Raw genomic sequence first — 13,569 nt, forward strand, 5'->3', positions numbered from 1 at the left:
TTTTTTGCCCCGTCGAATGTTTATTTGCTGTTAATAAGTTTTTTAAAAAACAGGAAAATTAACTATACCCATAAACGCATAACATGTAAATTTATTCCCTCAAATCATACTATTAATACTACATGCTAACTATTGCTTTTTGTTGTTATTCTTTATTTCATATTTCAAGCTAGCATACTTACAATAAACACATTATACAAATCCTTTTATGTTATTTACCAGAAAAATTATTCCTTTTGCCTTATTTTTAATTGTACTTGCTTGTAAAAAGGAAGCACCTAGTATCACCCCAGAAAATATCTATAAATTTAATGATTACGTGTCTGAGGTGACATCGGGTATTATTTCTACAAATTCTGAAATAAAAATTGTTTTAATGCAGCCTGTATCAGATTGGACGGCTAATATTGAACTGGATAATTCCATATTAAAAATAAGTCCAAATGTAAACGGAAAAGTGGTTGTTTTAAATAATAGAACTCTTGCTTTTGTTCCAAATGAACGATTAGAGCAAGATACGAGATACCGTTTAAAATTAGATTTAGGAGCTTTACAAGAGGTGCCAAAAGACTTTGAAACTTTTGAGTTTGACGTTAAAACTATAAAGCAGGATATACATGTTTCAACCAACTATTTACAATCCTATTCGAATGACTGGCAGTATATTGAAGGTGTTATAAAATCCAGTGATGATATTTCTGTAGTTACAGCGCAAAAGTTAGTGACAGCTAAACAAGAAGGAAAACCACTACACGTCAAAATCGTTTCAAATAATCCAATGGGTAAGCATTTTAAGTTTATTATTGATAGCGTACAACGCTTCGAAAACAATAGCGAAGTCGCTATTAGTTGGGACGGAGAACCTTTTAAAATTGATAGTGAAGGTGATTATGATTTTGAAATTATAGGAAAAAATAATTTTGAAGTTGTTGGTGTAAATGTTGTTGATGGGGGCAACCAAAAGCATATTGAAGTAAATTTTTCAGATCCATTAGATTTAAATCAAAACCTAAGTGGTTTAGTTGCATTACAGGATATGACTTTAAACTTTACTATAGATGGGAACGTATTAAAAATCTACCCAGAAAGTACACCTGATGGTGTTTACAATTTGGAAATTTACAGAGGTATTAAAAGTGTTGATGGTTATAAAATAAAGCAAAATGTAACCAAAGAAGTTACTTTTGAATCCTTCAAACCAGAGGTCCGTTTATTACAAAACGGAACCATTTTACCAACTTCTGAAGATTTAAAATTTAATTTTGAAGCAGTAGCTTTAAAAGCGGTAGATATAACCGTAATAAAAATTTATGAAAACAACGTTTTACAGTTTCTGCAAGACAATGAGTTAAATGGTGATCAAGATTTAAAAAAAGTTGCCCGACCCATAGCCAAAAAAACTATTAAACTAGAGGATTATTCATCAAAACTAAATACCTGGCAAGCCTATTCTATCGATTTAAAAACCATTATAAACCCAAATCCAGGTGCTATTTATAGGGTACAGATTTCTTTTAAAAAAAGCTACTCATTGTTTGAATGTCATGATAACGGAAACGATGATGATATAGAGGAGGAAGCAGATAATTATGATACTGAAGATGCCGAAACTAGTTATTGGGATTCCGATTATTATTCTGAAGACTATTCTTGGAGAGATAGTGACAACCCGTGTAGTAAATCCTATTATTCAAACAAAAAAGTAAGTGCTAATATTTTGGCTAGCAATTTGGGGGTTACGGTTAAAAAAGGGCAAGATGGTTCTTACTTTGTAGCCGTTAGTGACCTTATTAATACAAATCCTGTAGCTAATGTTTCAGTAGTATTTTACAATTATCAACAACAAGTTATAGGCAAGCAAGAGACTAACAACGACGGCCAATTAACCTTTGATGCTACTAGTCCTGTTTATTTTGTAGTAGCAACAAAGGATAAACAATCTACTTATGTAAAACTTAAAGATGGCAACGTACTTTCTGTTAGTAAGTTTAATGTTTCTGGAGTAAGTTTAAAGCGTGGGTTAAAAGGCTTTATTTATGGTGAACGTGGTGTTTGGAGACCCGGAGACACCTTGTTTTTATCGTTTATGTTAAATGATAAATCCAATAAGCTTCCAAAAGAGCATCCTGTAAAACTTGAATTGTTTAATCCTCAGGGAACTGTGGTTTACCGACATATCGAAACTAATGGATTGAACAACTTATACCATTTTAAAGTGCCAACGAGTCCAGATGATCCAACAGGAAATTGGGGAGCAGCTATACATGTTGGTGGTGCGACATTTAGAAAGCCAATTAAAATTGAAACCATAAAACCAAATCGTTTAAAAATTAAGGCTGATATTAATGCTGATTTAATAACGTCTCAACAGACCATTAAAGGGAAACTTAATGTGGTTTGGCTACATGGTGCAATTGCTAAAAACTTAAGCGCCGATACCCATATAAAACTATCACAAAAACATACTACATTTAAAGCTTTTCCTAGTTTTGAATTTAATGACCCAACCCGCATTTTTAGTCAAGAGCAACAATTGGCTTTCAATGGTAAAACCGACGAAAACGGCAACGCTGTATTTTCTTTTAAACCAGAACTAGAAAATTTAGCTTCTGGTATGCTAAAAGCGTCATTAATAACCAAAGTCTATGAAAATGGCGGTGATTTTAGTACAGATGTTTTTAGTGTAGATTATTCACCTTTTAAATCCTATGTGGGAATTTCAACACCTAAAGGAGATGCTGCAAAAGGCATGCTGTTAACAGATGTTAAACACCGTTTCGATATTGCCACAGTAAATGAACAAGGCAAACCTATTGCGGTTTCAGATTTGGAGGTAAAAGTGTTTAAAGTTAACCAAAACTGGTGGTGGAATGAATCAGACAGCAATTTGTCTTCTTTTGATACGAGCTCAAGTCACAACGAAATTTTCAGTAAAAACCTAAGTACCAATGCTAATGGAACAGGTTTTTTTGAATTTGAACTTAAATATCCAGATTGGGGACGCTTTTTAGTCTATATAATTAATAAAGAGAGTGGTCATGCTACAGGAAAAACGGTATTTATAGACTGGCCAGGTTGGGCAGGAAAAGCTAGAAAAGGAGATCCTAGTGCGGCAACAATGTTGTCGTTCTCTACCAACAAATCAACTTATAATGTTGGAGAAACAGCTATAGTAACCTTTCCTTCAAGTGCTACTGGTCGGGCATTGGTTACTGTAGAAACAGGCACTAAAGTATTAAAATCCATTTGGGTAAAAGCAGTTAAAGGCGATACTAAATTTGAGTTACCTATTACTAATGATATGACTCCCAACGTCTATATTCACATTAGTTTATTACAACCACATAAGAACACCAAAAACGATTTACCAATAAGAATGTATGGTGTTTCTGGAATTACTGTGGAAAACCCAGAAACTAAATTGTCGCCTCAAATTAATATGCCCGATGTATTACGTCCGGAAAGTAAAGTCACCGTAAAAATCAATGAGAAGAACGGCAAACCCATGACATATTCTATTGCGGTTGTTGATGAAGGCTTATTAGATCTTACACGATATAAAACACCTAATCCTTGGGAAGTTTTTTATAAGAAACAGGCTTTAGGTGTAAAAACTTGGGATATTTATGATGCTGTAATTGGCGCGTTTGGTGGCAGTATAAATCAAGTATTTAGCATTGGTGGAGATGGTGCTATACTAATGAACAAAAACAAAAAAGCTAATAGATTTAAACCAGTTGTAGCATATTTAGGGCCGTTTGAACTTGGTAAAAATAAAACCAATTCACACAGTTTTAATATGCCTAAATATGTGGGTTCTGTACGCACAATGGTCGTGGCACACAATTCTGATGATGAAGCTTATGGTCAAACCGAAAAAGCAACACCTGTAAGAACGCCGTTAATGGTATTAGCATCTATGCCTAGAAAAGTAACACAAGGTGAAAAGCTACGCTTACCAATTACTATTTTTGCTTTAGAAGAAAAAATTAAAAAAGTCTCTGTATCCTTAAAGAACAATGCTATTTTTAAAGTGATTGGTAAATCTTCACAAACTGTAAACTTTACATCGCCAGAAGAGAAAATGGTTTATTTTGATGTCGAAGTTGCTCAAAGCGGGCTTGGTACAATGGAAGTTATTGTAGCTGGTCATGGTGAAAAAGCATCCTATAGTTTAGAAGTGGATGCCGTAAACCCAAACCCAATAACTACAGAAACCATAGATATTATTTTATCGCCAAACAGTTCGAAAACTATAAATTTTGAAACTTTTGGTGTTGTTGGAACCAATAGCGCACAACTTGAAGCATCAACATTTAAATCGCTTAATTTTAATGAACGTATGCAATATTTAATACGCTATCCGCATGGTTGTGTCGAACAAACTACGTCTAGTGTGTTCCCTCAGTTGTATTTAAATGATGTATTTGATTTAAGTGCTGATAAGAAAGCTGAAATTCAAAAAAATATTCGAATTGGTATTGATAAATTAGCCAAGTTTCAAAAAAACAATGGAGGTTTTTCGTATTGGCAAGGAGAAACAGCTGTTGATGATTGGGCGACTAGTTATGTGGGGCACTTTTTATTAGAAGCCGAGAAGAAAGGCTATGTACTGCCACTTAACTTAAAAAAGAATTGGATTAGCTATCAAGAAAACGTATCTAAATACTGGAAAAAGAGTAGTAGTGCTACAGATTTAGCACAAGCATACAGACTTTTTACGTTAGCTTTAGCAAACGCAAGTGATATGGCTTCTATGAACAGATTAAGAGAATCTAAAAACTTATCAAACGAAGCAAAAATCAGATTGGCAGGCGCTTATGTATTAGCGGCAAACCAAAAATCAGTAGCAACATCTATTTTAAATTCTTTATCAGAAAATCAAGTTCCTGAAGACGACGCTTATAGCAGCACTTATGGTTCATTAAATAGAAATAACGCCATGGCATTAGAAACCTATGTGTTATTAAACGACACCCCGCAAGCCAAAATATTATCAGATCAATTAGCGATTGCCTTAACCGATAAATCCTATATGAGCACACAAACTACAGCTTATAGTTTATTGGCTATAGCTAAGTATGCTAAACTTGTTGGGGGTAAAGGTGTTAAAATTGAATACAGAAATAATGGTTCCAAAAGCAAAACGATATCAACCAATAAATCATTAGCTACTCGCGAACTTATAGTCGAAAAGGGGAAAAATAAAATCCTTTTGGAAAACAAAAAAGATAACCTTGTTTATGTTACTATTTTAAATGCAGGTATTCTACCAATTGGTGAAGAAAAGGTGATTCAACAAAACCTGCTTGGTAATATTATTTATAAAAATGAAAAAGGTAACACCATTGAGCCTTCTAAAATTCAACAGGGAACCGATTTTATTGCAGAAATTAGCATTACCAATCAAACCAGTAACCGTATAAAAGATATGGCGTTAACCTGTATTTTTCCATCGGGTTGGGAAATTGTAAACACACGATTTACAGATTTTGGATCCTTTGCAGAAAACAAGGTAACTCATGAGGATATTAGAGATGATCGCAGTAATTTTTATTTCGATTTAACAGGATTGCAAACTAAAAAATTACGGGTATTATTAAATGCATCGTATCTTGGTAAATACTATTTACCAGGCATGCAATGTGAAGCCATGTACGACGATAGCTATATGTTACGAACAAAAGGCCAATGGATTGAAGTTGTTAAATAAACTTATTAATCTCATATCAAGGAACAAAATAAAATCAGTTGTCATACTGATTTTATTTGTTCTATATACCCAGTGTTTACCTACCGAGTTATTTAATACCCCAACGTCCACGGTTATAGAAAGTAAAGAAGGCGTGTTACTAGGCGCTTTAATTGCCAAAGATGGACAATGGCGCTTTCCTATTAGCGATACCATACCTAATAAAATTAAACAGTGTGTCCTTAATTTTGAAGACGCCTATTTTTATAAGCACCCCGGATTCAATCCGGTTTCTATTTTTAAAGCCCTAAAATCTAATATAACTAACGGAAGTGTAGTTCGTGGCGGTAGTACCATCACACAGCAAGTCATTAGGCTGTCGCGACAAGGCCATGCACGTACCTATTATCAGAAACTTATAGAACTTGTATTGGCCACACGTTTAGAGATTCGTGCTTCAAAAGAAACCATTTTAAAAACCTATTTAGCCAATGCGCCATTTGGAGGAAATGTAGTTGGCTTAGATGCGGCATCATGGCGTTATTTTGGTATCGCGCCAAGCCAATTAACATGGGCTGAAAGTGCGACTTTGGGTGTGTTACCTAATGCACCAAGTTTAATTTACCCCGGAAAGAACCAAAAGAAATTACTCGAAAAAAGAAATAGATTGCTTAAAAAACTCTATGAAAATGCCATAATAGATTCTTTAACCTTCCAATTAGCATTACAAGAAAAACTACCTCAAAAACCGTTTCCTTTACCAAATTCAGCACCACATTTACTACAAGAAATAGCTAAAAACAAGTCCGGACAACGTGTTACAACATCTATAAATCATCAAATACAACGTCGAGCAAACCGCATAGTTAAAAAGCATTATAATAACCAGAAACAGAATGCTGTTAACAATATGGCGGTTTTAATTTTAGATGTTAATACCAAAAAAGTACTGAGCTATATAGGCAATTCGCCCACAACAAAAACGCATCAAAAAGATGTAAACATTATAAATGCACCACGAAGTACGGGTAGTGTATTAAAGCCTTTTCTTTACATGGGTATGCTAGATAAGGGCAAAATACTCCCCAATACCTTAGTAGCAGATGTACCTACTACAATTTCAAATTATAAACCAGAAAATTTTAATTTACAATATACAGGTGCTGTTTCTGCAAGAAAAGCATTAGCGAGATCCTTAAATATTCCAGCTGTTAGAATGCTCAACCATTATGGTGTAGAAAGTTTTTATGACGAGTTACAAAAATTAAACTTAAAACAATTAAATAAAGGCTCAGACCATTATGGCTTATCTGTAATTTTAGGCGGTGGTGAAAGTTGCTTATGGGATTTATGCAATGCCTACGGATCTTTAGCTGGTACTGTAAATAACTATTTAGAGCATTCTGCACAGTACAACACTCAAGAATTTGCTCCTTTTTCATATTATAAAGAAGAAAAAATAAAGAAAGGTTCCTTAACTCAGGAAAAAAACATTTACGATGCAGGTAGTATTTATTTAGGGTTTGAGGCCATGACAGAAGTAGAACGGCCCGAAGAAGATTCAGCATGGGAATATTACAACTCGTCCCAAAAAATTGCTTGGAAAACGGGGACTAGCTTTGGTGGTCGCGATGCATGGGCTATAGGGGTTACCAAAGATTATGTAGTCGGGGTGTGGTTAGGAAATGCCGATGGTGAGGGGAGGCCAAATTTAACTGGTGTTTCTAGCGCAGGACCCGTATTATTCGACCTATTTAATATACTACCAAAATCTAGCTGGTTCCAAAAACCTTACGATGCTCTGGTAGAAGTAGATGTTTGCACTAAAAGTGGATATCTGGCTAACCCGCTATGTGATAAAACAAAACAATATATTTCTAGTGTTGGATTACGCACTAAAGCCTGTCCTTTTCATACTCTTGTACATCTTGACGAAACAAATCGCTACCGGGTGCATGCCTCCTGCGAGTCTTTAGATGCTATTAATTCAGAATCTTGGTTTATTTTACCTCCATTAATGGCTTGGTATTATAAAAAACAAGATGCTACTTATAAAAATATGCCACCATTACGCTCAGATTGTAAAGGAGAAACCTTAGCCAATATGGACTTTATTTTTCCAGAACCCCATGCCTCTATTATTTTACCTAAAAATTTCGATGGTGAAATTAATAAGGTGGTATTTAAATTGGCACACTCTAGAGCGAACACTAAGGTTTTTTGGTATTTAAATGAAGAGTTCCTTAAAACTACAGAAGTTTTTCATCAAATAGACATTAAACCCCAAACAACAGGAGAACATACGATTACTGTGGTTGATGCTTTTGGCAATGAGCTGAAACGAACCATATACGTTAAGAGGGAGTAGGTTTGTCTTAGAAACCAAATTGCATAATTTAGATGTTAGTATATCACTTATTTGTTTCTACAAGACTTTCTAGCGCATAAAATAAACGGTTTTGGGCATTATCTTGCGATCCAAAAATAGAACGAAACAGCTCTCCTTTTTTTGAAATTAGTAGCCATTGTGGAGTACCTTCTGCATTAAATTGGTCAAAAACTTTGTGATGTTTGTCTATATAAATAGGAAACGGATTTTCGCCACTCGTAAAAATGCTTTTAATAGAAGCTTTTGTGCCTTCTCTATTTACAAAATCAGCATGAATACCAGCAACTTGAATGGATGGATATTGCTGCTGAAACTCGTATGCCAAAGGAATGGCACGTCCTGTACACCCCAAACAATCATTGTTGTAAATAATAAGCAGCAAAATTTTATGTTTATAAGCTGTCATTAAATCTACAGGAAAGCCATCTAAATCTAAAACGGGTATCGATTGTATTATAGGATTCATTTTTAGCTTTATACTATTCTTAATACATGCAAATTTAGGAATTTAATACTTTGAGGAATTTATATATTAAGTTTCTTATTAAAATTTCACTTAATAATAGGACGGGATTAGGTGTGGAATGGATTAGCTCGACTAGTTATTTTTTTGTCATAAACAAAACAAAAACAATTGGTAAAACTAGAAATCACATGACGTCAATATTTTTTTTGGATAGAGACCATAAAATCTATTTAAAACGCCTAACTTTTAAGAATTATAAATCATTAAATAATTAAAACTATGCATCCCTTTTATAATTTATTAGTATTACAACTCCCCATGGGAACACCAAATCCAGACGACAATAAGCCACTGGATTTATCAGACCCTTTTGAGGTTATTGTATTTATAGTATTACCTGTAATTATTGTAATCCTTTATTTTCTTTGGAGAAAACAAAAGCAGAAGAATAAAAAGTAAGCACTTATTTTTAATAACCTGTATACTAGTCTTTTATCAAAAAAGAATAGCTGCCTTTTACAAGGTCTTGAATAAATTTAAAATTTCAACACGATGTGCTTTACTAACAGGTATTTTTTTATCCTTTATAAAAAGCATATTACCTTCAAAACCACTTACAGCCGAAATATTGACTAAATAACTCCTATGCACTCTAAAAAATGTTTCTTTAGGGAGTTGTTCCTCGAAATTTTTCAACCCTGTAGAATATAAAAACTGATCATTTTCGGTATGGATAATGGTATAATTATTATCGGCTTCTAGAAATTTAATAGCCTCCATAGCCACCCTTTCGTAGTGATTGTTCTTTTTAAGAAACAGATCGTTTTTTATGCTTATGGGTAGGTTGTCATTTTTGGGAAGGGTAGTGGCATCAGCTAATTTTTCTTCCTTTTTATTTTGATTTTTTTGTTGCTTAGAAAAATTAGACAAGGCCAATTCGATAGCAATACTTATTTGTCTGTCGTTAAAAGGTTTCAGTAAATAGGCATCCGGTTCAACCTGCTTAGCACGATCAATCACTTTAGCATCGGTGAGTGAACTCAGAAAAATTAAAGGAATGTTATATTTTTCATTAATTAAATGCGCTAATTCAATACCATCTTTATCACCTTTAATCATGATATCCATAAGAATAAGATGAATATCGGTCGTTTTCTCTAATAAGGCTAAAGTACTTTCGGCAGAATCTGTAACCCCTACAATTTCATAAGACATATCTAGAAGTCGCCATGAAATATCTTGCGCTAAGAGTTTTTCATCTTCAACAATAAGGATTCTAATAGTAGAGCTTAACGAATTCATAAAAAGTTAAATTACTAAATTTATTTTCCACAAGGTACCATGATCGCTTTCAACGGTAACATTTCCGTCTAGCTGATCAATTAATGAGTTAATTAATTGCAGTCCTAGTGAGTTCTTTTTGTTGCGTTGTGAAGGCCCGAATCCTTTTCCATTATCTTTTACTTCAATGTGTAAGCCTTTATCATTAGCATGTGCTAGGATGTCAAGCTTAGGATCGGGATTGTCCTTAAAAGCATGTTTAATGGCATTGGTAACAATTTCATTAATAATTAAAGCAATAGGTATGGCTTTATCAACTTCAACAGTAATAGGTTCAATATTGAAGTTTGTTTTTAACTCTGTACCGTAGCCATAAATCAGGTTTAAAACAAGCTCTTCAACATAATCTTTTAAATCAATTTTGGTTTCTAAACCATCTTGATATAACTTACTATGCACGAGAGATAAGGCTTCAACTCTGTTTTTTCCCGAAACAATAATTTCTTTATCCGAATCTTCACTTAGCGATCTGCTTTGCAAATTTAGTAAGCTTGCTACCATTTGCAAATTGTTTTTAACACGATGGTTCAATTCTTTAAGTAGAAAAGCCTTGTCTTTTTCTCTTTTAGATAAATCAACATTAACAATACGCAGGCGTTTAGATAAGATGAACAACCAATAACTTAAAAGAATAAATATTAAAATGCCAATGGAAAGCACAATAGCAATGTTTTTTCTGTTAGCGCTAATCACATTAATGCGTTCTATTTCTAGCTCTCTTTTATTAATAATGTATCCAGCCTTGAGTTGTTCTACTTTCTTTATGTTTTCTTTATTTACAAGGCTATCATGATAAATTTGATATATTTCCTGAAATTTTAAAGCCGCTTTATAATCCTGTTTTTCCTGATTAAATGAAACTAGAGTATTACTAATATCTTGTATTTGTTCTTTTAAACCTGCCTTTTCAGCTATATTAAAAGCATCAATAAGGTGTTTTTCGGCCAATTCTTTGTTGCCTTCCTCGTTATAGATTTCACCCAGTTCTGCAAGACAAATAGAAACGAAATAATCATCTTGTAAAATTTTAAGAATTTCAATACCTTTTTCTAAGGCTAATTTGGCTTTATCAAACTCATTTTTATCCGAATACACCATGCCTAAATTTCCATAAATGTACCCTAATACTTGTTCGTTATCTAAGTCTTGGTTTATTTCTAGGGCTTCCAACAAAGTACTTTCAGCTAGATCGAATTCGCCACTAATTCTATAAGATTCTCCAAGATTAATTAACGTAGAGGCATATCTTAATTGGTCGTTAAGACGTTTATAAATAGATGCAGCTTTTTTTAGATAGATAATAGATGAATTATACTCATGTAAAGCACAATAAACCGTAGCAATTTGTGTTTGAACCGCTGCTTGATTTTCAGTTAAATGAAGCGCTTCATATATGGTTAAGGCTTTAAAGGCAGCCGATAAAGCATTACTATAATTTCCCAAACCCTGTTCAAGTATACCAATACTTTCTAAAGCTTCTGCTTGCAATTTTTGGGAGTTTATTTCTTTAGAAACTTTTAAAGATTCTTCAGCATAAAAAAGAGCGCTATCTAATTTAGGATGGGAATAAGCAATTGACTCTAATAATACAGCGCGCTCTTTTTTTGTGAACTGTTTTGTTTTTAATAGATGAAGTAAACTATCCGATTTTTGTCTATCCTGACTGTAGCATATCATATGTAATAGATAAAGGAAAAAACAAAAAAAGTATTTTAGTCTACAATACATCTCTTAAATAATCAGTGGTCTTTTGAGTGAATTCTAATAAAAGGATCGATTTTGAAAAAATAGTCTCTATTATCAATTTCGAAGGATAAAATAATGGTGTAGTAAAGGTATAACCCTTTTACTTCACAATCTGGTTTTGCTTTACTTTTAACTAAAAAATATTCTTCGGTACTATCTTTATAAGTTCTAGGCGTTACATAAAGTCCACCATCTGGTGCTACCGAGGTATATTTATTATTTTTTTTAAAGATGATGTATTCTTGCCAATCTTGTAAAGTCATAAAAGATTTAGAAGCCTTGCTTAGGTTAACAAACTTTAAATAGTGTAATTTTGGTTGAATATCGCTGCCAGAAAAGTTTATTTTAAATTCTACTTTTTCACCACATTTAAGATTAAAAAAGAAGCCTTTTGAATTACATTTTACAAAAAAGTCTAACAATATAGGGTTATGCTGGGAGCCTTCGCCAATATAAGTGTTTTGAATGGTTTCTTTTAGTTCGTGAAAATCTAAATCAAGATCTAATACAACTTCTTTAGGAGTAAGCGTTTTCTGTGTCATAAATTTATAGTTTGGTTAAATTAAATATTTCAAATATATAGAAATATTTCCCCATCTGTAGTTAAAATCTTCACTTAATAAAAGGATCCATTTACTAAAGGATTCGGTTCATTCACACATTTATTTTTTTATTGGCTTATTAGTCCTGTAAGTTTGACATAATCAAAGTAAAAAAAGGTGCTATCTGTAAACCAGAATAGAGTAGGAGTTTAATTAAATTATATAACTATGAAATCATTGAGTTTAGAAGCAAACATTAACGTTAACGATTTTTACAATATTGCTATGAAAGATATTGGGAAGTTAGTTTCTGGAATATCAAGTGGATCTGCCATTATATTTAATGATACCGGAAAGCAAATTGATTTTTATGTTTATAATTATATAGATTCACTTTGTTGGATAACTATGAAAAAAGTAAAAATTGCACATGGTAGTTATGGTACAATAACAGCATATGGAAAATACTTCAAAATTCATCCTGATAAAAATAAAGTTAATGAATTTTTAGTAGCTCCAAATGAAGCTTATATATATAAAGGACCAGGGGAATTGGTTCATATTGAAAAGGAATAAAAAATACTTTTCAAACAAACACCGCTTAAATTTAGAAGTCTCTCATCTAAATAATGAAAAAGAAGCCACAGTAACACTATTTTTTTGAAGTTTATTGATTATTATGTTTTTAAAAAATATTGAAGGGATTTAAAATTATTACCAAATTAAATTTTTTAAAAACACTGCTATTAACAAGTCCTGAGGAATACCGTTTTTGCTATTAACGGTTTCTTCGGGATTTTTTTATGAATTTTTTTTGGAGTTTATTTCTCTAGAAACCTTTAAAGATTCTTCAGCATAATAAAGCGCGCTATCTAATTTAGAGTGATTATAAGCAATAGACTCTAATAATGCAGCGCGCTCATTTTTTGTGAACTATTTTGTTTTTGATAGATGAAGTAAACTATCCGATTTTTGTCTATCCTGACTAAAACATAACCCATGTAATAGGCAAATGAAAAAACATATAAAGTACTTTTGTTTACTATACATATCTTTTAATTATCAGTGGTCTTTAGAACTAATTTTAACAAAAGGGCATTTACATAAATCATCAGTAGGTTCGTCAGAATTAACATCATCATTGGTTGAATCTTCAGTAACTTCTTCAGAACTAACATCATCATTGGCTGAGTTTTCAGAAAAACCTTCTGTAAGTTCATCAGAACTAACATCATCTTTTTCACAGCTTGAAAGAAGAAACACGCCACACATTAAGATAATTAAACCTTTAGATAATTTTTTTTTGTTCATACTTTTTAAAATTTTATAGTTTACCTACTCATTTTTTTATAGTCCTTTTTCGGTTTATTGAGACTTAAAATTGTATAACGCG

At 32.7% G+C, this 13,569-nt stretch carries 9 protein-coding genes; 4 read left to right on the forward strand and 5 right to left on the reverse strand.

All coding sequences use genetic code 11. The annotated features are described in order from the left end of the window. Window positions 1-208 precede the first annotated feature (208 nt). The gene (locus H6X70_RS09810; RefSeq protein ID WP_194767502.1) at window positions 209-5,713 is read left to right on the forward strand and encodes an alpha-2-macroglobulin family protein; all 5,505 of its coding nucleotides are present in this window, start codon (window positions 209-211) and stop codon (window positions 5,711-5,713) included. Continuing rightward, window positions 5,703-8,060, forward strand: a complete 2,358-nt coding sequence (gene pbpC / locus H6X70_RS09815) for a penicillin-binding protein 1C (protein WP_228530329.1) — start codon at window positions 5,703-5,705, stop codon at window positions 8,058-8,060. The genes H6X70_RS09810 and pbpC overlap by 11 nt, the downstream gene beginning before the upstream one ends. 43 nt (window positions 8,061-8,103) lie before the next feature. Here pbpC and H6X70_RS09820 read toward each other — a convergent pair whose 3' ends face one another. Beyond that, window positions 8,104-8,547: a TlpA family protein disulfide reductase gene (locus H6X70_RS09820; protein WP_194767504.1), complete on the reverse strand. Its 444-nt coding sequence runs from the start codon at window positions 8,545-8,547 to the stop codon at window positions 8,104-8,106. A 279-nt stretch (window positions 8,548-8,826) separates the two neighbouring features. Between H6X70_RS09820 and H6X70_RS09825 the strand changes: the two genes are divergently transcribed. Then, complete coding sequence (locus H6X70_RS09825; protein WP_194767505.1) at window positions 8,827-9,006, forward strand: adenylosuccinate synthetase; 180 nt, start codon at window positions 8,827-8,829, stop codon at window positions 9,004-9,006. A gap of 57 nt (window positions 9,007-9,063) precedes the next feature. On the opposite strand, the gene H6X70_RS09830 is transcribed toward H6X70_RS09825, so the two are convergent. From H6X70_RS09830 to H6X70_RS09840, 3 genes are all read right to left on the reverse strand, one after another. Next, window positions 9,064-9,849: a LytR/AlgR family response regulator transcription factor gene (locus H6X70_RS09830; protein WP_194767506.1), complete on the reverse strand. Its 786-nt coding sequence runs from the start codon at window positions 9,847-9,849 to the stop codon at window positions 9,064-9,066. A gap of 6 nt (window positions 9,850-9,855) precedes the next feature. Next, window positions 9,856-11,565, reverse strand: coding sequence for a tetratricopeptide repeat protein (locus tag H6X70_RS09835; protein ID WP_194767507.1), 1,710 nt, complete (start codon window positions 11,563-11,565; stop codon window positions 9,856-9,858). 62 nt (window positions 11,566-11,627) lie between these two features. Continuing rightward, window positions 11,628-12,176 carry a hypothetical protein gene (locus H6X70_RS09840; RefSeq protein WP_194767508.1) on the reverse strand — a complete coding sequence of 183 codons (549 nt, stop codon included), beginning with the start codon at window positions 12,174-12,176 and terminating at the stop codon, window positions 11,628-11,630. 228 nt (window positions 12,177-12,404) lie between these two features. Here H6X70_RS09840 and H6X70_RS09845 point away from each other — a divergent pair, with 228 nt between their 5' ends. Further along, complete coding sequence (locus H6X70_RS09845) at window positions 12,405-12,752, forward strand: hypothetical protein (RefSeq protein ID WP_194767509.1); 348 nt, start codon at window positions 12,405-12,407, stop codon at window positions 12,750-12,752. Window positions 12,753-13,238: 486 nt separating this feature from the next. On the opposite strand, the gene H6X70_RS09850 is transcribed toward H6X70_RS09845, so the two are convergent. Then, window positions 13,239-13,487 carry a hypothetical protein gene (locus H6X70_RS09850; RefSeq protein ID WP_194767510.1) on the reverse strand — a complete coding sequence of 83 codons (249 nt, stop codon included), beginning with the start codon at window positions 13,485-13,487 and terminating at the stop codon, window positions 13,239-13,241. Window positions 13,488-13,569: the final 82 nt, after the last annotated feature.

The sequence above is a fragment of the Tamlana sp. I1 genome (genome assembly GCF_015355625.1).
Classification (GTDB): Bacteria; Bacteroidota; Bacteroidia; order Flavobacteriales; family Flavobacteriaceae; genus Pseudotamlana.